At 68.6% G+C, this 20,963-nt stretch carries 16 protein-coding genes; 6 read left to right on the top strand and 10 right to left on the bottom strand.

Features of this window, described 5'->3' with window-relative positions:
• The gene (locus SJY26_RS01955) at positions 1–681 is read right to left on the bottom strand and encodes a glutathione S-transferase family protein (protein ID WP_396594486.1); all 681 of its coding nucleotides are present in this window, start codon (positions 679–681) and stop codon (positions 1–3) included.
• A 24-nt stretch (positions 682–705) separates the two neighbouring features.
• Entirely contained in the window at positions 706–1,650 is a 945-nt protein-coding gene (locus SJY26_RS01950) for a cation diffusion facilitator family transporter (RefSeq protein ID WP_396594485.1), read from the bottom strand.
• Between the two features lie 131 nt (positions 1,651–1,781).
• Here SJY26_RS01950 and SJY26_RS01945 point away from each other — a divergent pair, with 131 nt between their 5' ends.
• The 4 genes from SJY26_RS01945 to SJY26_RS01930 all read left to right on the top strand — a co-directional run bounded on the left by SJY26_RS01945 (position 1,782) and on the right by SJY26_RS01930 (position 4,769).
• Positions 1,782–2,975: a citrate/2-methylcitrate synthase gene (locus SJY26_RS01945; protein ID WP_396594484.1), complete on the top strand. Its 1,194-nt coding sequence runs from the start codon at positions 1,782–1,784 to the stop codon at positions 2,973–2,975.
• Positions 2,976–3,001: 26 nt separating this feature from the next.
• Positions 3,002–3,808 carry an undecaprenyl-diphosphate phosphatase gene (locus tag SJY26_RS01940; protein WP_396594483.1) on the top strand — a complete coding sequence of 269 codons (807 nt, stop codon included), beginning with the start codon at positions 3,002–3,004 and terminating at the stop codon, positions 3,806–3,808.
• Positions 3,809–3,844: 36 nt separating this feature from the next.
• Positions 3,845–4,165 (top strand): Mpo1-like protein, encoded by a 321-nt coding sequence (locus tag SJY26_RS01935; RefSeq protein WP_396594482.1) that lies wholly within the window; start codon positions 3,845–3,847, stop codon positions 4,163–4,165.
• Positions 4,166–4,238: 73 nt separating this feature from the next.
• Positions 4,239–4,769: a hypothetical protein gene (locus tag SJY26_RS01930; RefSeq protein ID WP_396594481.1), complete on the top strand. Its 531-nt coding sequence runs from the start codon at positions 4,239–4,241 to the stop codon at positions 4,767–4,769.
• Positions 4,770–4,772: 3 nt separating this feature from the next.
• Here the strand turns inward: SJY26_RS01930 and SJY26_RS01925 are convergent, their stop codons facing one another.
• Both SJY26_RS01925 and SJY26_RS01920 read right to left on the bottom strand, forming a co-directional pair.
• Positions 4,773–5,468, bottom strand: coding sequence for a hypothetical protein (locus SJY26_RS01925; RefSeq protein WP_396594480.1), 696 nt, complete (start codon positions 5,466–5,468; stop codon positions 4,773–4,775).
• Between the two features lie 60 nt (positions 5,469–5,528).
• Positions 5,529–6,083 (bottom strand): 3D domain-containing protein, encoded by a 555-nt coding sequence (locus tag SJY26_RS01920; RefSeq protein WP_396594479.1) that lies wholly within the window; start codon positions 6,081–6,083, stop codon positions 5,529–5,531.
• Positions 6,084–6,304: 221 nt separating this feature from the next.
• Between SJY26_RS01920 and SJY26_RS01915 the strand changes: the two genes are divergently transcribed.
• Complete coding sequence (locus SJY26_RS01915; protein WP_396594478.1) at positions 6,305–6,892, top strand: glutathione S-transferase family protein; 588 nt, start codon at positions 6,305–6,307, stop codon at positions 6,890–6,892.
• A 1-nt stretch (position 6,893) separates the two neighbouring features.
• Here SJY26_RS01915 and SJY26_RS01910 read toward each other — a convergent pair whose 3' ends face one another.
• From SJY26_RS01910 to SJY26_RS01885, 6 genes are all read right to left on the bottom strand, one after another.
• Entirely contained in the window at positions 6,894–8,147 is a 1,254-nt protein-coding gene (locus SJY26_RS01910) for an ammonium transporter (protein ID WP_396594477.1), read from the bottom strand.
• Positions 8,144–12,661, bottom strand: a complete 4,518-nt coding sequence (gene gltB, locus SJY26_RS01905; protein WP_396594476.1) for a glutamate synthase large subunit — start codon at positions 12,659–12,661, stop codon at positions 8,144–8,146. The genes SJY26_RS01910 and gltB overlap by 4 nt, the downstream gene beginning before the upstream one ends.
• Positions 12,658–14,088: an NAD(P)-dependent oxidoreductase gene (locus SJY26_RS01900; RefSeq protein ID WP_396594475.1), complete on the bottom strand. Its 1,431-nt coding sequence runs from the start codon at positions 14,086–14,088 to the stop codon at positions 12,658–12,660. Before SJY26_RS01900 ends, gltB begins: the two co-directional genes overlap by 4 nt.
• 168 nt (positions 14,089–14,256) lie before the next feature.
• Positions 14,257–15,486 carry a TolC family protein gene (locus SJY26_RS01895; RefSeq protein WP_396595691.1) on the bottom strand — a complete coding sequence of 410 codons (1,230 nt, stop codon included), beginning with the start codon at positions 15,484–15,486 and terminating at the stop codon, positions 14,257–14,259.
• A gap of 214 nt (positions 15,487–15,700) precedes the next feature.
• On the bottom strand, positions 15,701–18,970 hold the full coding sequence (locus SJY26_RS01890) for an efflux RND transporter permease subunit (RefSeq protein ID WP_396594474.1): 3,270 nt from the start codon (positions 18,968–18,970) through the stop codon (positions 15,701–15,703).
• Between the two features lie 10 nt (positions 18,971–18,980).
• Entirely contained in the window at positions 18,981–20,195 is a 1,215-nt protein-coding gene (locus tag SJY26_RS01885) for an efflux RND transporter periplasmic adaptor subunit (RefSeq protein ID WP_396594473.1), read from the bottom strand.
• 165 nt (positions 20,196–20,360) lie between these two features.
• Here SJY26_RS01885 and SJY26_RS01880 point away from each other — a divergent pair, with 165 nt between their 5' ends.
• Positions 20,361–20,930, top strand: a complete 570-nt coding sequence (locus SJY26_RS01880; RefSeq protein ID WP_396594472.1) for a TetR/AcrR family transcriptional regulator — start codon at positions 20,361–20,363, stop codon at positions 20,928–20,930.
• The last annotated feature ends 33 nt before the right edge of the window (positions 20,931–20,963 follow it).

Here is a 20,963-nt window from a genome sequence, read left to right as displayed (position 1 = left end):
TCAGAAGTCCAGATCAGCGTAGTGAGGGGCCGGGGCAAGGCCCTGGAACCGGTCCGCCAGCAGCGGCCGGAAACAGGGTCGCGACTTGATCTTCATGTACCAGGTCTTCAGCCCCGGCCACGCCGTCCAGGCGATTTCCCCGAAATAGTCGAGGGTGGACAGGTGCGCGGCCGCCAGGATGTCGGCCTGCGACAGACGCCGGCCGGCCAGCCAGTCGCGATGGGCCAGCAGGGCGTCAAACGCGGCGAGATGCTGCTTCAGCGCCTCGCGCCCCTCCCGCAGGGCCCGGGCCTCGGGCGGACCGAGCCGCAGCAGGGGTTTTTCCATCCGCTCATGCAGCAGGACAGCATTGACCTCATCGGTGAAGCGTCGATCGAACCATCCCGTCAGCCGGCGGACCTCGGCGCGCTCGACCGCGTCCGACGGCATCAGCAGGGGCGTCTTCTGCGCATCCTCGATCCAGCCCAGAATCGCGGGGGCCTCGCACAGGGTCAGGGCCGGCGGCCCCTCGACCTGGAGCACCGGAGGCATGCCCGACGGGTTCAGGGCTGCTACCGGGCAGTCAGCCTCCCACGGTCGCACCAGAACCTCGGTCCACTCGACCCGCGCCTCCCCGAGCGCCAGCCGCGCGGCGCGGGACCCCGGATCGAATGGGAAATGGAACAGGACGTTCGCCGACATGGGCGTGTCCTGCACCGGGTGGCGTTAAGGTCTCGTTGACGCTCCGGTCCGGGACGAGGCGATGTCCCGGGGATCCGCGTGGATCAGCACATCCGCTCCCGGGAAAGCCTCCCGGACGCGTCCTTCGGCGGCGACGACAATGTCGTGCGCGGCCTCGAAGGAGAGGTTGCGATCCAGATCGACGTGCATCTGGGCGGCCAGCCGGGTGCCGGACATGCGTGTGCGCAACTGGTGCACGCCGGCGATGCGGGGATCGGTCAGGACGGCGGTCGTCAGTGCGACCCGGTCCGCGTCGGACACCTCGCGGTCCAGCAACTGGTCCCCGGCACCCTTGAGAACACCGGACGCCCCCCAGAACAGCCAGACCGCCACAACCAGCCCGGCGGCCGCGTCCAGCCCGGGCGCCGCAAGGAAGGCTCCCGAGATGACCCCGATCAGGACCACGACATTGGAGGCGAGGTCGGCCGCATAGTGCGCGCGGTCGGCGGACACCGCCATGGACCCTGAGGCCTTGAGCGACCGGGTCTGGAACCAGACCAGCCCCGCCGTCAGGATGATCGAGATCAGCACCACCCCGACGGCCCAGGCCCCGCCCGCGACCGGACGGGGATCGAAGATGCGCTGCAGCGCCTCCCAGCCGATGAAGACGGCCGAGGCAAAGACGAGCCCGGCCTGGACCAGTGAAGCCATGGCCTCGCCCTTGCCATGGCCGTGGCGATGGGTGTGGTCCTCGGGCCGTGCGGCCCAGCGCACGGCGTAGAAGGTGGTCAGGGAGGCGATCAGGTCGAGGGTGGAATCCGCCAATGAGGCGAGGATCGAGACCGATCCCGAGGCCCCGAGGGCGAAGGCCTTCAGGCCGATCAGCACGATCGCCACGCCAACGGACAGGCCCGTGATCTGGCGTGTCGACAGCGTCGCGGGCAGGCCCCAGGGGCCGGCGGAAGGGGGAGGGGTGACGGGGGAATTCATCGCCGCCCTTGTCGCCGATCGCCCCCCGGTTGCCAATGGATGATACTGCCGCGGACCACTGTTAGGCTTACGGTCACGAAAGCGCCCCATGGTGCGCGTGGATTAACCCTGACCGGGGTGGGGGCAAGGCCATGGCGCAAGGCGTCGGCGAGCGGGACCAGCAGGCGGTGGATCGATGGATCCCCCGCGCAGAGGTTCTGTCCCTGCTGGGGGTGAAGACCCAGACCCTCTATGCCTATGTCAGCCGGGGCCGGATCACGGCCCGGCCAGACCCCCGCGATCCCCGCCGCAGCCTTTACGCCGCCGCGGATGTCGCCCGGCTCAAGGGCGTCAGCGGGGGTGAGGGAGCGGGAACGGTTCTTCCGTTCGATCCCCCGGCGGCGCGGGGCGAGACCGTTATCCAGTCCTCGGTCAGCCTTGTGGCCGACGGCCGGCTCTATTTCCGGGGCCGCGACGCCGCCCAGTGGGCCCAGGCCGCCACGCTCGAGGAGACCGCCCGGCTGCTGTGGGACACAGGCGACACCAATCCGTTCGCGGGTCTGGGCGTGCGGGTCGACGCCGCCGGCGGGGCCTCGCATCGGGCCCGGCTGTTTGCCGCCCTGTCGCGACGGGCCGAGGAAAGCCCATCCTGCCTTGAGCGATCCGCGGACGTTCTCAGATCGGAGGCGGCCTCCACGATCAATGAAGTGGTCGATGCGGTCGCCGGCCCGGGGCCGCGGCTGTTTTTCCACCAGCGACTGGCGCGCGGCTGGAAGATGCTGGAGCGCGACAGTCTGCACCTGCGCCGGGCCCTTGTCCTGGCGGCGGATGAAGGGCCTGATCCGGCCGTTCTCGCGACCCGCGCGGCGGCCTCCGGCGGGGCTTCACCCGCCGGGGCGGCGCTGGCCGGTCTCGTGACCCTGGCCGGCTCTCCTGAAGCCCTGACCCTCAGCCGCGCCATCACCTGGGTGGTGGAGGCCCGGCGCGACCCGGCGGGCGCGGCCGCGCGGCGCATGGCGGCAGAGGGCGCGATTCCCGGCTTCGGCAGCAGCCGCTTTCCGCTCGGCGATCCCCGGGTCGGCGCCCTTCTTGCCCTCGCCGACCTCCCCGATGATCTCCGGGCGGTGATCCGCGAGGGCGAGGCCGCCAGCGGCCAGCGGGCCGGGTTCGCCCTGGCCTTGGCGGTGATGGCCCGTCGGCTTGAGCTGCCGCGCGACGGAGCGGCCGACGTGCTGCTGATCGGCCGACTGATCGGGCTGATGGCCCATGCCATCGATCAGGCCATCGACGGCTCGCCTATCCGGGCGCGTCTGCGCTATGTGGGGCCCAGACCGGCCGTCGACTGACCCGGCTCGGTGCAACGGGGAACTTCATGGCGGACTGGATCGCAGCGATCATCCTCGGGCTGGTCGAGGGACTGACCGAGTTCATTCCGGTCTCGTCCACCGGGCACCTTCTGCTTCTCGGCCATTTCATGGGCTTCGAGAGCGAGGGCAAGACCTTTGAGATCGTCATCCAGCTGGGCGCGATCCTCGCCATCGTCAGCGTCTATTTCCAGCGGCTGTGGGCCCTCGCCACGCGCTGGCCGCATGACGCCCAGGCGCGCCATTTCATCATCGGCGTGGTGATCGCCTTCCTGCCGGCGGCCTTCGCCGGGGTGTTCATGTACGACATCATCAAGGAGATCTTTTTCGAGACACCCGTGATCATCTGCGTCGCCCTGATCGTCGGCGGGGTCCTGCTGCTGCTGCTGGACCGGATGAAACGGGTACCGAGGTACCTCGACGTGAACACATACCCCTTTCGCGTCTATGCCCTGATCGGCCTGTTCCAGTGCCTCGCCCTTCTGCCCGGCGTCTCCCGCTCGGGGGCCACGGTGGCCGGGGGGCTTCTGCTGGGCACGGACAAGCGGTCGGCGGCCGAGTTCACATTCTTCCTCGCCCTGCCGACCATGGGCGGGGCCGTGGCCTATGACCTGTTCAAGAGCCGCGATGCGCTGGACTTCACCGATGTCGGCCTGATCGCGATCGGCTTCGTCACCGCCTTCCTGACGGCCCTGTTGGTGGTCCGGTTCCTGCTCGACTTTGTGTCGCGCCATGGCTTTGCGCCCTTCGCCTGGTGGCGGATCGCCGTGGGCACCCTGGGCCTTGCGCTGATCTGGGCCGGCGTCGGCGCCTGACTTGTCAGACCGGCGACCCGGGGGCAGGCTGGAGGCATGACCCAGTCGCCCGCGCCCGGTGAACGCTTCGCCTCGTTCGACGCCTTCTATCCCTACTATATCCATGAGCACTCCAACCGGACGTGCCGGCGTATTCACGTCGTCGGATCGGCCCTGGTCATCGTGGCCGCCCTGCTGGGGCTGTTCGTGAGCGTCTGGTGGTTCCTCGCCATGCCGCTGCTTGGCTATGGGTTCGCGTGGGTCGGCCATTTCTTCTTCGAGAAGAATCGGCCCGCGACCTTCAAATACCCGCTGTGGAGCCTGATGGGCGACTGGCGGATGTTCTTCGAGACGATCAGCGGCCGTCGCCGGTTCTGACAATCACTGTTCCGTCAGTCGACTCGACCGACCGGTGGAGGCAGGATGGTCGTGGGGCGAAGGAGACGGGCCGATGTTCAGCGCGGGACATATCAAGCGACGGCTGGGACAGTATGGCGCGACCTGGGTCGCGTCCTTCCTGCTGGCCGGGGCCGGCATTCTCACCGGGGGCCTGTTCAACGATCTGATCGTGGCGACGGATCAGGTCCTGCCGATCGCGATTGCGGCAACCATCCTCGCGCTGGGCGTCGGCGTCATCGTCACCCTCCTGTCAGGCGAGACGGTCGGGACGAAACTGGTCACGGCCATCCTGGCCTTGCTGCTGGTGCTGCCGCTGATGTGGGCCCCGGTCGCGGCGGCGGTTGCCATCGCCTTCTTCGCCGACCGGTCGATCGAGTATTCCCAGACCTATGCCGCCTTCCAGATCGGCGTCAGCGAGCTGCTGTTTCCACTGGAAGAGATGGTCCGGTCCGGGGCGGTGTTCGGCAGTGTCTGGGCCCTGTTCCAGGGCCTGGCGACCGTCGTCGGCTTCATCTCGGCCCTGTCCAATATCTGGCCCCTGCTCCGCCGCCTGCTGGGTCCCGAGCCGGCCCCGGCGGGCTGACGTCTACCGGTTGGCGGGGTCGCGGAAGGCCCACAGGCTGATGGCGAACACAGCCACGGCATCCCGGTCCGGTGAGCCGGCGGGCGGCAGGTAGAAGGTGGGGCGCATGCCGTTCAGATCGACGCCGCCGACCTCGACGCCGTCCCGGGTGATGACATAGCCCATGACCCTTCCCCCGCCGAACGGCAGGCCGCCCAGCCTGCGGGTCTCGGTCCGGTATTCGACTCCGTTCCAGGTCAGGCTGCCGGCCCGCTGCGGTTGCTGGAGCCGTTGCACCAGGGACCCGCGGGCCAGGGCCAGTCCCATGCCAGCATCGGCGGGGGCGGCTCCGGCGTAGTCGCAGTCATAACTCAGCCGTTCCCGGTCGAAGGTGATGCCCAGGATGTTGCGGTGACCCTGGCCGCCACCACAATTGCCCGTCACCTCACCGGCCGGGGTGACGATCGACAGTTCGGCGGTGGCGAAATCGCGCGACTGCCACGGCAGGCGGGTTTCGGAATCCCGCATCGACGCCCAGCCCGTATATTCGCCGATTGCAAAGCCCGGCCGGAACAGGCTGGGACCCCGCCGGCCGGACAGGCCGATCCGCTCGGTGCGGTCGCGCACGGGAACAGCCGCGTCCTGCGCCGCCGCAGCCAAGGGCGTCGTCAGCGTCAGCGTCAGTGCGGCCAGACAGACCGTGGACAGGCGGGCGAACATGCGAACCTCCTTCAGCGTGGAAGTTCAACCTGGACCATTTTTGTGACTTGGTGAACGGCGCTAGTTGGAGGCGCTGTCCCACGCCGGAGGGCAGCCGTCGAAGCGGCCGGCATTGGTGATCGTCAGCCGACGCTGGTTGAAGCGCATGACCGGCTGCATGGAGCCACGCCCGTGGCCGGTGTAGAGATCGACCCGCGCGCCGCGGATCGCACCACCAGTGTCCGATGCATACCAGTAGCCGTCGTGGACGGTGCCGTCGGGCAGGCGAAGGCCAACCGTCTCGCGGATAAACAGGCGGGTCCGCCTCGGAATGACCCGCGGATCGGTGGCCAGGGTGCGCATGGCGACCGGACGGCAGCCCAGCGAGTCGTTGCCCGTCGCCCCGCCACCGCCGGCGTGATACAGGCTGGCGTGGGCGCTCCAGTCCGGCGCGCGTTCCATCAGCGCCGCCTGTTCATCGGACAGCGCGATCGGTGCTGCGTCGGAACCGTTCGTGGCCTCGCTGCTTTTCATCACCACGGGATCGGCCGCGACGGCCGCCTCATAGGAAATCGGGTCTCCGGCCGGGAAGGCCGTGGCCCAGAGCATGGCGAACGCCGCGAGGGTGCTGAACACAGATCAGTCTCTTGGTGGCATCGACCTGGGAACGCGCCGACAGAGTGAGGTGTCGCGTCGCGCGGTGGCGACATTGTGGCAACGCGCCCTCGCCACCATGTCCCGTCCACATGCGCGATGGATCAGTCAATCGTTGCCAGAGATGATCCAGGTCCGCATTGGTCGGCGACGCGATCCGGGTTAGCAGTTCCGGATCGTCATCGATTCCATGCAGGCCTGCGATGCTTATTCTCCATGGTGATATCCGGTCGGGTAACTGCTTGAAGGTCAAGTGGATGCTCGATCTGCTGGGTCGTGAATACAGATGGGTCGAGGTCGATATTCTGGCCGGTGATAGCCGGACGTCGACCTTCCTCTCGCTCAATCCGGCCGGTCAGGTCCCGACTCTGGTGCTTGAGGACGGCCGGGCCCTGGCGCAGTCGAACGCCATCCTCGTCCATCTGGCCGAGAGCAGCCGCTGGATCCCGACCGACGCCTGGGAGCGGGCGAAGATGTTCGAATGGTTGTTCTGGGAACAGTACAGCCATGAACCCTATGTCGCCGTGGCGCGGTTTCAGCGCGCCTATCTGGGCTGGTCCCCAGACCGGATCGAGTCCCGGTTGATGGAGCGGGGCCATGCCGCGCTCGCCCGCATGGAGGCCGCCCTCGCGGGCGACACCTGGCTCGCGGGCGGGACAGGTCCGACCCTCGCGGATCTGGCGCTGGTGGCCTACACCCGGGTTGCCCACGAAGGTGGGTTCGATCTGGCGGCCTATCCCGGCGTGCGGGACTGGATCGCCCGGACGGAGGCCGCGTTCCGCATCCGGTGAGCTAGTGAAGGCTCTCGCCGTGCTGGGAGTAGTCGAGACCCTCGACCTCGCCGTCACGCGGCACGCGCAGACCGGTGGTGAATTTGCACACCATCAGCACAGCAAACGTCCCGACCGTGCTCCAGGCGATGACGGCCGCCAGGCCCGCGATCTGTTTGACGACATCGGCACCGGCCGCCACCCCGTTGATGGCGGTGGTGGCGAAAACCCCGGTCAGGATCGCGCCGACGATACCCCCGACGCCGTGAATGCCGAAGGCGTCCAGACTGTCATCATATCTGAGCGCGTGCTTCAGCCAGACTGCGCCCGCATAGCAGGCCGGGCCGCCGATAAGGCCGATCAGGAAGGCTCCCCTCGGGTCGACGAAACCCGCCGCCGGGGTAATGGCCACCAGACCCCCGACGATGCCGGACAGCAGGCCGAGCAGGGTGGGGCGCTTCTTCTCGATCCATTCGACCGTCATCCAGCCCAGCGCCGCCGCGGCTGGCGCGATCAAGGTGTTCAGGGCCGCCACTGCGGCGATCCCGTCCGCGGCCCAGGCCGAGCCGGCGTTGAAGCCCAGCCAGCCGACGAACAGCAGACCTGTGCCGATGGCCGTATAGGCCAGGTTGGCCGGGGCCATATTGTCCCGACCGAAGCCGTGACGGGGCCCCAGCACCAGCGCACAGACAAGACCGGCGACCCCGGCGTTGACGTGCACCACCGCCCCGCCGGCGAAGTCCAGCACGCCCCACGATCCCAGCCAGCCGCCGCCCCAGACCTGATGACAGATCGGCGCATAGACGATCAGATGCCACAGGCCGAAGAACAGCAGGCTCGCCGAAAACTTCATCCGCTCGGCAAAGGCCCCGGCGATCAGGGCCGGTGTGATGATGGCGAACGTCAGCTGATAGGCGATCCACAGATACTCGGGCAGGCCGGGTGCCAGGCTGTGGGCCGTGTTGATCCGCACTCCGTCGAGGAACAGGGCGTCGATGCCGCCGATGACGCTATTGGTGGCGGGGCCGCTGGTTCCGAACGACAGGCTGTATCCGGCCACGAACCACAGCACCGTCACCACCATCAGGGCCGCAGTGGACGAGGCGATGGTGGCGATGATGTTCTTCTTGCGGACCATGCCCCCGTAAAACAGCGCCAGGCCGGGCAGGGTCATCATCAGGACCAGCGCGGTCGAGACAAGGATCCAGCCGGTCGCTGCTCCGTCCAGCGCCAGCGGAGCCTGATGGGCCAGAAGCACGGGGGCGACCGTCGTCACGCAGGGACCGCCTGACCGGCCTCAAGCCGGCTCTCGGCTTCCGCCACGGGTTTCGGCACGATCCGGACGAACCGCTTCAGGCTTTCGGCCCAGCCGGACAGCAGCCGGCGTGCCAGAGGCGATCCCGTCGCCGCCAGATGCGCCTCGACCAGAGCCTTCAGCCGCTCACCTGCCGCTTCGGTGACGGGCGCGAAGGTCGCGAGATCGCCGTTCAGGGCCAGTCCGGTCCGTCCGGCCTCGTCCAGCACAAACAGCTCGCCGCCCGACATGCCGGCCGCAAGGTTCCAGCCGACCGGCCCCAGGATCGCGACCCGGCCGCCGGTCATGTATTCGCAGGCATGGGCCCCGGCCCCCTCGACTACGGCCTCGGCGCCCGAGTTGCGCACGGCGAACCGCTCGCCGGCGGACCCGGCCACGAACAGCCGGCCCGAGGTCGCGCCATACAGGGTGGTATTGCCGATGGCGGGCTGGTGCTCGCGCCACTCCACCGGCTTGACCACGAGCTTGGCCCCGGACAGGCCCTTGCCGACATAGTCGTTGGCCTCGCCGGTCAGCTCCAGCTTCAGTCCCTTTGCCCCGAAGGCCCCGAACGACTGGCCGGCCGAGCCCTGAAGTTTCAGGGTCAGGACGCCGGTTGGCCCGGTCGGTCCCCAGCGCCGCACGATGGCCGAGGACACCCCCGCACCGATGGTGCGCATGACATTGGAGATCGGATAGGTCAGCTCCGAGGTCTGGCCCCGGTCGAGGAAGGCCCAGGCGTCGTTCAGCACGCGGGCGTCCAGCGTTCCCGGCACCTCGGCCCGGCCCTTGTCGGCCCACAGCCTCTTCTCGGCCGCCTCGACGCGGACCAGCAGGGGGTTCAGATCGAGGTCGTCCAGATGCACGCCCCCGCGCCGGACCTGCCGCAGCAGATCGGTCCGGCCCACGATCTCGTCCAGCGATCGCGCCCCCAGCAGGGCCAGATACTCCCGCACCTCCTCGGCGATGAAGCTGAACAGGTTGACGACCTTGTCCGCCGTGCCGGTGAACTTCTCGCGCAGCCGCGGGTCCTGCGAACAGACCCCGACCGGGCAGGTGTTGGAATGGCATTGGCGCACCATCAGACAGCCCATGGCGATCAGGCTGGCCGTGCCGATGTTGAACTCTTCGGCCCCCAGGATGGCGGCGATGACGATGTCACGCCCGGTGCGCATACCGCCGTCGGCGCGGACCACCACATGGCTGCGCAGGTTGTTCAGGCTCAGCACCTGATGGGTCTCGGCCAGACCGATCTCCCACGGCAGGCCCGCATGCTTGATCGAGGACTGGGGCGACGCCCCCGTGCCGCCGTTGTGGCCGGCGATCAGGATGCAATCGGCCTTGGCCTTGGCGACGCCCGACGCAATCGCCCCGATGCCTGAGGCGCTGACCAGTTTCACCGTCACCCGGGCGTCCGGGTTGATCGACTTCAGGTCGTAGATCAGCTGGGCCAGATCCTCGATCGAATAGATGTCGTGGTGCGGCGGCGGGCTGATCAGGGTCGTGCCGGGCGTGGAATGCCGCATCCGGGCGATAAATTCGGTGACCTTGAAGCCGGGCAGCTGGCCGCCCTCGCCGGGCTTGGCCCCTTGTGCGATCTTGATCTCGATCTCGCGGCACTGGTTCAGATATTCGGCCGTGACGCCGAACCGGCCCGAGGCAATCTGTTTGACCGCCGAGTTCATGTTGTCCCCGTCCGGACGGGTGGCGTAGCGCTCCGGATCCTCGCCGCCCTCGCCCGAGACCGAGCGGGCCCCGATCCGGTTCATGGCGACGTTCAGCACCCCGTGCGCCTCGGGGCTCAGGGCCCCCAGGGACATGCCCGGCGTCAGGAAGCGTTTGCGGATGTCCGAGACACTCTCGACCTCCTGCAGCGGGATGGGTGTCAGCCCCTCGCGCCAGTCCAGCAGGTCGCGGGGGGCCAGATCCGGCTGGTCGCGCACGGCTTCGGAATACTGTTTGAACCGGCCGTAGTCGCCGCGATTGCAGGCGTCCTGCAGCAGATGGATGGTCTTCGCATCGTGGGCGTGGGCCTCCTGTCCCGCGCGGATGCGGAAGAAGCCGCCGACGGCGGGCGAGGGCGTCGCCTCGGTCCAGGCCGTCGCGTGCCTCTGGATCGCCGCCCGCTCCAGCCCGGCCAGGCCGATCCCGGAAATCCGTGACGGCGCGCCGGGGAAGAATTCGGCCGTCACGGCGCGGCTCAGGCCCAGCACCTCGAACTCGCAGCCGCCGCGATAGGCGGAGATGACGCTGATGCCCTTGCGGGCCAGGGTCTTCATCAGACCGGCTTCCAGCGCGGCCTTGTAGTTCAGACAGGCGTCGCGCAGCGACAGGCCCGGATAGGCCCCGCGGTCCAGCCGCTCCTGAAACATCTCCTGCGCCAGCCAGGGATTCACGGCCGTGGCCCCGACCCCGATCAGGACGGCGAATCCATGCGGATCCAGAACCTCGGACGACCGGACCACGATAGAGACGAAGCTTCTCAGGCCGGTGTCGGTCAGGCGGCCGTGAACCCCTGCCGCGGCCAGGATCATGGGCACGGAGATCCGCTCTTCCGACGCCCGTTCATCGGTCACCACGATCAGGCCACAGCCGCCGCGCGCCGCGGCCTCGGCCTCATCCTTGATCCGGTCCAGCGCCGCGCGCAGGCCGGCCCCGGGACGATCGCCCTCCGCCGGCAGCGGATAGGAACAGTCGATCACCACGGTCGAGCCCGCACCGACGACGTCCAGCATCCGCTCGTACATGCCGGTCGTCAGGACCGGGCTGTCCAGCACGAAGACGTTGGTCTGGGCCTCCTCTTCGGCGAGGATGTTGCCGAGGTTCTTGAACCGGGTCTTCAGGCTCATCGCCCCGGCTTCGCGCAGGGGGTCGATCGGCGGATTGGTGACCTGGCTGAAGTTCTGGCGGAAATAGTGGGCCAGCGGCCGGGGCAGGGCCGACAGGACCGCCGGCGGCGTGTCGTCCCCCATCGACCCCACGGCCTCCTTGCCGTCCATGATCATGGGATCCAGCAGCAGATCCAGATCCTCCCGGCTGAAACCCGCGGCGATCTGGCGCCGGGTCAGGGCCTCGCCGGTCGCGGCGCGGGGCTCGGGACCCGGTCCGATCACATCCTCCAGATCGACCATGTTCTCCAGCCATTCCGTATACGGATGGTCGGCGGCCAGAGCGTCGATGGCCTGGGTCTCGTCGAGGATCACGCCCGTGTGGAGATCGGCCACAATCATGCGGCCGGGACCGATCGGCAGGCGTCGCTTGATCCGGCTTTCCGGCAATCCAGCCAGCCCCGCCTCGGAACCGGCCAGCAACAGGCCGTCGTGGGTCTCCATGGCGCGCAGGGGGCGCAGGCCGTTTCGGTCCTTGCCGCAGACGATCCAGCGGCCGTCGGTGGCGCAGATGGCGGCGGGCCCATCCCAGGGCTCCATCACCGCGTTGCAATAGGCATAGAGCGCCCGGTGCTCGGGCTTCATCAGGCCCTCGTCCTTGGCCCAGGCCTCGGGGATCAGCAGGGCCTTGGCCATGGGGGCCGGGCGACCGGCGCGGACCAGCACCTCGAAGACGTTGTCCAGGGAGGCCGAGTCGGACCCGCCCGGCTGGACCACCGGTTTGACGTCGCCGTCATGGCTGCCGAACGCCTGGGCCGTCATGCGGATCTCGTGGCTCCGCATCCAGTTCAGATTGCCCTTCAGCGTGTTGATCTCGCCGTTGTGCGCCAGCATGCGGAACGGCTGGGCCAGCCGCCACTCGGGGAAGGTGTTGGTCGAATAGCGCTGGTGGAAGATGGCGTAGGCCGACTGGAAGGTCGGATCCAGCAGGTCAGGATACAGCTGGTCCAGCAGTTCGGCCCGAACCATGCCCTTGTAGATCAGCGACCGCGCCGACAGGGAGCAGATGTAGAACCCCGGCACGCTCTCGGCGATGACGGCGCTCTCGATGCGGCGGCGGCACAGGTACAGTTCGCGCTCCAGCGCCTCTCCGTCCTCAGCCCCCGCCAGATCGGCTGGCGCGGCCAGCATGATCTGCTCGATCTCGGGCCGGGTGGCATCGGCCTTGGAGCCCACGACACGCAGGTCGATCGGCGTCTGGCGCCAGCCGTAGATGTAGAAGCCGGCGCGCAGGACCTCGGTCTCAACAATGGCACGGGCCCGGTCCTGGGCCCCAAGGTCGGTGCGCGGCAGGAAGATCTGGCCGATCGCGATCGGCCCGGGCCTCAGGGTCTGGCCGATGACCCGCACCTGTTCGGCGAAGAAGGCCTGGGGGGCCTCGACCATCAGGCCCGCCCCATCCCCCGACAGACCGTCCGGATCGACCGCGCCCCGGTGGGCGACGTTCTTCAGCGACTTGATGGCCAGCTCGACCACCTCGCGGCGCGGCTTTCCGTCGATGGCGGCGACAAGGCCCACGCCACAGGCGTCCTTCTCCGAGGTCGGCTCGTAGGCATGGGCGTCGATCAGCCGCTGCCGATCAGTGGTGTATTGCGTCAGCCAGGTCATGCGGCCTGCTCCTGCGTGCGGGCCTTGAGGTAACGATCGATCTCGGCGGCGGCATCCTGGCCGTCGCGCACCGCCCAGACGACCAGCGAGGCCCCGCGCACCGCGTCGCCGGCGGCATAGACGCCGGGCAGGCTGGTGGCGAACCCGGAGCGAGCGACGGCCACCGTATCCCATTCCGTCAGGGACAAGTCGTCGTGGTGCGCGGCGAAGGCCTCCGGCTCAAAGCCCAGGGCCTCGATCACCAGATCGGCCGGCAGGTCGAAGTCGGCCCCCGGCACCGGCACGATCTCGCGGCGCTTGCCGAACTCGGGCTCGGACAGGGCCATGCGCGCGGCCCGTACGGCCGACACAGCCCCGCCCCGCGACATCAGGGCCTTGGGCGCGCCCAGCCATTCGAACCGGATGCCCTCTTCCTCGGCGTTCAGGACCTCACGGGCCGAGCCCGGCATGTTCTCGCGGTCGCGGCGATACAGGCAGGTGACGCTGTTGGCCCCTTGCCGGATGGCGGTGCGGACGCAGTCCATGGCTGTGTCGCCCCCGCCGATGACCACGACATTCCGGCCCCGCGCATGATGACCGGTGTCGTCGTCGGCCTCGCCCAGATCCCGGCGGTTCTGATGGATCAGGAACTCGAGCGCCGGCAGGGTGTCTCCGGGCCCGGCACCCGGCACCTGCAGCGCCCGGGCCTGGTACACGCCCATGGCCAGCAGGACCGCGTCATGCTTCTCGCGCAGCTCGGCCAGGGTGATGTCTGTCCCGACGTCGCAGTTGGTCACGAAGGTGACGCCGCCGTCGATGAGGCGGTCGATCCGGCGCTGCACGACCCGCTTCTCCAGCTTGAAGCCGGGGATGCCATAGATCAGCAGGCCGCCGGGCCGGTCGTGCCGGTCATAGACGGTGACCTGATAGCCCTGTTCACGCAGCCGGTCTGCGGCGGCCATGCCGGCGGGGCCCGCCCCGACGATGCCGACGCTCTGGGACCGCTCATGCAGGGGGCGGATCGGCTCGACCCAGCCGTTGTCGAAGGCGGTGTCGCCGATGAAGGCCTCGACCGAGCCGATGGTCACGGCTTCCCAACCCGACTGGTTCAGGGTGCAGGAACCCTCGCACAGGCGGTCCTGCGGACAGATTCGGCCGCAGATCTCGGGCATGGTCGAGGTGGCCGATGCGATCTTCCAGGCCTCGCGCAGTTCGTTCTCGGCCGACAGGCCCAGCCAGTCGGGGATGTTGTTCTGCAGCGGGCAGGCGGTCTGGCAGAATGGCACGCCGCAGTCGGTGCAGCGCCCCGCCTGGCTTTCAAGGTTCTCGGGCGTGGGTTTGACGATGATCTCGCCAAAATCCTGCACGCGCACGGACGCCTCCGCCTTGGGCAGGCGGCGCGGTTGAACGACGAACCCCTTGGGTCCAGCTGGGCCTCTCTGTTGCATGGCAACATATAAACCGAGGCAGGGCCGTCAGCGCAAACGATTTCCCCGCTCAGGGGTCGGATGAAGCGTCACATGCACAGAACGTGCGCGAGTAGTGCGGATCGCCGCGAAATCAATGCGCGCCCGGCGACGGATTCAGATCGTCGCCGGGCTCACGATTGCCGCGGTTCAGCCTTCGCCCTGCCAGCCGCCCGCCAGCGCCTTGAACAGGGCGATCTGGTAGGTCGTCACCAGGGCGTCGGACTGGGCCAGCGTCGATGCCGCGCTGGCTTCCGTGCGCTGGGCATCCAGCACGGTCAGGAAGCTGTCGGCCCCGGCGTCGAACCGCAGGCGGGCCAGACGCGCCGCATTGGCGGCCTGATCGCGCGCCTCGGTCAGGGCCGCGCGCCGGTCCAGTTCGTTGGCATAGTTGGTCAGGGCCGTCTCGGTCTCCTGCAGCGCCGCCAGAACCGTCTGGTCGAAGCTGGCGAGCGCGGCCTCGGTCCGGGCATCGGCCGCAGCGATCCGGGCGCGGGCGACGAGGATGTTGGGGAAGCTCCAGCTGATCAGCGGCCCGACCGAGAAGTTGAACGAGGCATCGTCCCCCAGATCGCCGGCATCCGCCGCCGTTGTCCCGATCGCACCGCCCAGACTGATGCTGGGATAGAGCGAGGCGGTGGCGACGTTGACCCGGGCGGCGGCGGCGGCCAGCGAACGCTCGGCCTGACGCACATCGGGGCGGCGGGCCAGCAGGGCGGCTCCATCCCCGACCGGAATCGGCTGCGACAGCTGGGGCGGACGGACACAGGCCCGCGCCGCGACCGAAGCTTCGGCCGGAGTCACACCGGTCAGGGTCGAAAGACGATACAGGGCTCCGTCGCGCTGCGCCCTCAGGGTCGGCAGGGTGGCCCGCGTCGAGGCCAGCAGGGACCGCGCCCGCGCGGTGTCGAGGCCCGTCCCGGCCCCGCCTTCCAGCAGCCGCTGGGTCAGATCAACCGTGTCCTGCTGCAGCGCCAGGCTGCGTTCGGCGACCGTAATCTGGGCGTTGGCCGAACAGGCATCGGCATAGGCCCGGGCCGTTTCGGCGGCGACGGACACGCGAACCACATCCAGCGCCGCCGCCTGGGCGTCCGCATCAGCCCGGGCTGCGCGGATGGTCGATCCGACGCGACCGAACAGATCGATCTCATAGGCGACGTCCAGGCCGACATCATAAAGTTCGGTCTCGTCCAGCGGCTCGCCCCCGGTCACGCCCGGAATCGTCCCGGAGTTTGCGGAAGACCGGCCATAGGAGCCGGCGGCATTGGCGTTGGTCGTCGGCAGACGCCCTGCCCGCGCTTCCGACAGGCTGGCGCGGACCGCGCGCAGATTGGCGACCGCCGCTTCCAGCTCGTTGTTCTGCGCGAACGCCTGTTCGATCAGCCCGTCCAGCGTGGGGTCCGCATATAGCCGCCACCAGTCGTCACGCGCCGGAGTGCTGACAACTGCGCTGCCTGCAGTGCCGGGGTTCAGACTTACGAAGGCACCCGACGCCAGGGGGGGAGAGGGGCATCGGGTGCCTTCGGCCCGACCGCGCAGGCTGCCAACAGGGCGGAGGCGGCACAGGCGGTCAGGAGGGGGGAAAGACGGAGTGTCATGCGGCGTCTCCGGCGCGCGGCGCGTTCAGGGCCGGCGTGGGCGAGTGGAGGGCGGCGTCGGAGGGCGAGCCTGTGGTGGGTGTCCCGGTGGCCGGTTCATCACGCCGTGGCAGGCGCGCGGCCAGGCCGCGACAGATCACATAGAAGACCGGCGTGAACAGCAGGCCGAAGACCGTCACCCCGATCATGCCGAAGAAGACGGCGGCACCCAGCGACTGACGCATCTCGGCTCCGGCACCCTCCGCCAGCACCAGCGGCAGCACGCCGAGGATGAAGGCGAAGGAGGTCATCAGGATGGGACGAAGACGGGTCCGGGCGGCCGCGACGGCGGCATCCCAGCGGTCGAGCCCCTGGTCCTCCTCGCCCTGTTTGGCGAACTCGACGATCAGGATGGCGTTCTTGGCCGCCAGGGCGATCAGCACCACCAGACCGACCTGGACCAGTATGTTGTTGTCCAGTCCCAGCGCATTGACCCCCAGCATGGCGGCCAGAAGGCACATGGGCACGATCAGGATCACGGCCAGCGGCAGGGTGAAGGCCTCGTACTGGGCAGCCAGCACCAGGAAGACCAGCAGGACCGCGACCACGAAGATGATCGTCGCGCCGCCCGAGGCCTGTTTCTCCTGATAGGCCAGACCCGTCCACTCGTACGAGAATCCCGGCGGCAGGGCCTGACCGGCCATGGTCTCCATGATCCCGAGCGCTGCTCCGGAGGACACGCCCGGCGCGCCCTGGCCCTGAAGCTCGGCCGCGGGGAACAGGTTGTACCGCACGATCCGCGCCGGGCCCGAGCTTTCGCGCAGGGTCGCCACCGATCCCAGCGGGACCATGGCTCCGGAGGAGGACCGGACCTTCAGATTGCCGATGTCAGCCATGTCGTCGCGATAGGCCGGCTCGGCCTGGGCCGTGACCCGGAAGGTGCGCCCCAGCAAGTTGAAGTCGTTGACGTAGGACGAGCCCAGATAGATGCCCATCGTGCTGAACACGTCGGACGGCTGGACCCCCATCATCAGGGCCCGGTCGCGGTCGACATCGGCTTCCACCCGGGGCGAGGCGGTGTTGTAGGTCGAGAACACCTGCTGCACGTCGGTCGGGGCCTGGGCCGCCGCGCCCATCATGGCGTAGGTCGCCCCTTCCAGCGCGCCATAGCCCGATCCCGAGGTGTCCTGGATCATCATCGAGAAACCGTTGCCGGTCCCCAGACCCTGGATGGCAGGAGGGGCGATGACGAAGATGTTGGCGTTCTGGATCCCGCCGACCGCCCCGGTGATGGCTCCGGCCAGGGCCGCCGCGGTCGTTTCGCGCGTCGTGCGGTCGTGGAAATCGTTCAGGCGCACGAAGATGGTCGCGGCATTGGACCCGAAGGAGAAGCTGGTGCCGTCGAGGCCGGCGAAGGCCACGGTCCCATCGACGCCCTCGGTGCCCTCGATGATCACTCGGGCACGGTCCATGACCGCATTGGTGCGTTCCAGCGACGACCCGGCCGGCAACTGGACCACGCCGATCAGGAAGCCCTGATCCTGCTCCGGAATGAAGCCGGACGGGGTGTCGATCAGCCGCCAGGTCGTCAGGCCCAGCAGGCCGACATAGACCACCAGAACGACGGCCACGGTGCGCACGAGGCGAGCCGTCAGACGGCCGTAACGGTCCGACAGCCAGTCAAAGCCCTCGTTGAACTTCCGGCCGGCCCAACCGGCATAGTATTTCGCCTTGCCGAAGGCCGTCCGGGGAAGGGCCGCGGTCTCGTCATGATGGGCGTGCGGCTTCAGCAGCAGGGCGGCCATGGCGGGCGACAGGGTCAGGGACACGAACAGGGACACGACGGTCGCTGCGGCGATGGTCACGGCGAACTGGCGATAGAAGATGCCGGGAATGCCGGGCACGAACATGGTCGGGATGAACACGGCCACCAGCACCAGACCGATGGCGATCAGGGCCCCGGAAACCTCCTGCATCGACTTGTAGGCGGCGTCCTTGGGCGACAGGCCCTCCCGGATGTAGCGCTCGACATTCTCGACCACGACGATGGCGTCATCGACCACGATGCCGACGGCCAGCACGAGCGCCAGCAAGGACAGCGAGTTGATCGAATAGCCCAGCGCCAGCTGCACCGCGAAGGTGGCGACGAGGGCGATCGGAATGGCGACGATCGGGATGATAGCGGCGCGCCACGACTGCAGGAACACCAGCACGACCAGCACCACCAGGATGACGGCCTCGATCAGGGTGTGCTGCACCGACTCCACGGAGGCGGCGACGAACTCGGTCGGATTGTAGGGGACGCCGATCTCAAGACCCTGCGGGGCCGTGGCCTTCAGGGCCTCGACCTCGGCCAGCACGCGTTCGGCCGTGCCCAGCGCATTCGCGCCCGGCTGTTGCACGATGGCGATACCGACGCCGCGCACGCCGTCGAAATAGCCCTGGATGCCATAGTCCTGGGCCCCCAGCTCGACCCGCGCGATGTCCCGGATGCGCGTGACGCGCCCTTCGGCATCGGTCTTGACGACGATGTCGGAGAACTCCTCGGGCGTCGACAGACGGCCCTGGACCTGGATCGGCTGCTGGAAGGCCGAGGCATTGGTCGCGAACGGCGGCTGGCCGATCGAGCCGGCGGCGGCCTGGATATTCTGGCCGCGCAGGGCGGCGGTAATGTCTGCGGCGTTCAGACCGCGCGCGGCGGCCTTGGCCGGGTCGATCCAGACCCGCATCGAATAGTTGCCACCCCCGAAGATGGTGACATTGCCGACCCCCTCGATCCGCAGCAGGCGGTCGCGCAGGGTCGAGTTGGCGTAGTTGCCGACATAGTCGTTATCGAGCACGCCGCCCGGAGAGGTCAGCCCGAGGATCATCAGGAAGCCGGATTCCTGCTTGTTCACGACCACGCCGACCTGGCGCACGGCCTCGGGCAGACGGGGTTCGGCCAGCGACACCCGGTTCTGGACCAGCACCTGGGCGGCATCCAGATCCGTCCCAGGCTCGAAGGTGACGGTGATCGCCACCACGCCGTCCGAGGTCGAGGATGAGGAGATGTAGAGCATCCCCTCGACCCCGTTCACCTCCTGCTCGATCGGCGCGGCGACGGTCTCGGCGAGGGTCTCGGCCGAGGCTCCCGAATAGGCGGTGGTAACGGTGATCGTGGGCGGCGCGATCTCCGGATACTGCGCCAGCGGCAGCAGCGGATAGGCGAACACCCCGATCAGGGTGATGAACACCGACAGGACGATCGCAAAGATCGGCCGGTCGATGAAGAAGCGCGAGATATTCATGCGGGGGGTCTCAGTCGCCCGAGGCGACGGATTGCGACACGGCGGCGGCGGAGGTGCCGGTCGCGGCCGGCGGCGCATAGGTGGTCGGAGCGGCTTCCGCGCGCGGCTGGCGCGTGATGCGGCCGTTCGTCGGCGCGACCTTGGTCCCGGGCATGGCCCGCTGCAGGCCGTCGATGATGATCCGGTCGGTCGGGCGCAGTCCGGAACGGATGACCCGCAGACCATCCACCAGCGGACCGGGCTGGACCGGCGTGGGCGTCACCGAGCCATCGGCCGCGACGACCGAAACCACCCGGCGACCCTGGTCCGTGCCGATCGCCGAATCCGGCACCAGCAGGGCGTCATAGGCCCCGGCTCCGGCCACGCGACCTTGCGCGAACATGCCGGGCTTCAGGAAGCCGTCGCCGTTCGGAATGACAGCGCGCAGGCGGATCGTGCCGGACGCCGGATCCACCGCGTTGTCGGTGAAGTCCAGCGTGCCCGAGCGGCTGAAGTCGCTTTCGTCCTGCAGCCGGATGCGCACCGGTGCGGAGCGGCCGGCGCGGGCCTCGCGCTGATACTTGAGCAGCAGGGCCTCGGAGCCCTCGAACACGAAATAGATAGGGGCGGAGGAGACGATCGTGGTCAGCACATCGGCGGCGGACGATCCACCGGCGATCACATTGCCTGGATCGACCCGGCGGTCAGAGACCCGACCCGACGAGGGTGCGGTCACGCGGGTGAACTCCAGCTCCAGCTGGCGGGCACGGACATTGGCCTCGGCGGAGGCGACGGTCGCTTCGGCGGTCTGTACGCTACCCCGGTTGGTGTCGACCTCGGCCTGGCTGACAGCCTGGCTGGCCAGAAGGCCCTCCGAACGGGTCAGGTTGGTTCGCGCCAGGGCCAGCTGGGCCTCGGCCTGCGTCAGTGCGGCGCGGGCCGCCGCCAGCTGGGCCTGGGCCGCACGGGGATCGAGGGTGAAGAGCAGCTGCCCCCGGCGCACGAAGTCGCCGTCGCGGAAGTGAACGGACTGGACAAAGCCGCCGACGCGGGCCCGGACCTCGACCGAGGAGGTGGCCTCGAACCGGCCGGTGAAGTCGTCCCAGTCCACAACCCGCTCGGCGAGCGGCACGGCCACGGTGACCGGCGCGGCGGGCGGCGGGCCCTGGGCCTCGGACCGCTGCGAACAGCCGTAAAGCGCGCCCGTCAGGATGACGGACACGGCGACAATCTTGGCTCTGCGCATGAGCGCGCTCTCCCGATGGGGCGAATTCCCGGTAACAGGCGTGACGGACATACAAGGGGGGGGAAGCGCCCGGTCATCGCCTGTTGACTTAATGGAACTTCAGTCCGCGCTTGTCAACAGGCGATGACATCGCCATATCGTCTGTATGGTTATCCGGAGATCACATTGAGTTTCGCCGTTTGCCCACGTCCGCGAAACGCCGCCGCCACCCGCGCGGCCATTCTCGACTCCGCCAGCCGGCGGTTCACAGCCGAGTCCTATGAGCAGGTCGGCATGCGCGACATTGCCCGGGACGTGGGCGTCGATCCGGCCCTGATCTCCCGCTACTTCGGTTCGAAGGAAGAGCTTTTCCGGGCCGTGATCGATGATTGCGGCAACGGTCGCGAGCTGATGGAAGGTGACCGGTCGACCTTCGGGGAGCGCGTGGCTCATGACCTGGTCTACGGGCCGCGCAAGGAAAACAAGCTCGCATGGCTGCTGATCATGCTGCGCTCGGCCTCCTCGCCCAAGGCGGCCGAGGTTGTGCAGCAGGCGTCCTCGGAAGGCTTCTACCAGCCGTTCACCGAATGGATGGGCGGCGAGGACGCGGTCGTCCGGGTGCGGATTGCCGCCGGACTGATGATGGGTGTCGCAGTGGGTCGCGACCTGTCCGGCGGGCTGAACATGACGCCCGAAGAGTGTGAACGGATGAAGGCCCGGATCGCAACCCTGCTTCAGGACCTCGTCGACGGCTGATCCGGCCGCGCGGATATTGCCGGAAGTTAATCC

This window comes from Brevundimonas sp. R86498 (genome assembly GCF_044598075.1).
Classification (GTDB): Bacteria; Pseudomonadota; Alphaproteobacteria; order Caulobacterales; family Caulobacteraceae; genus Brevundimonas.
This window is presented reverse-complemented; position numbering and strand designations above follow the sequence as displayed.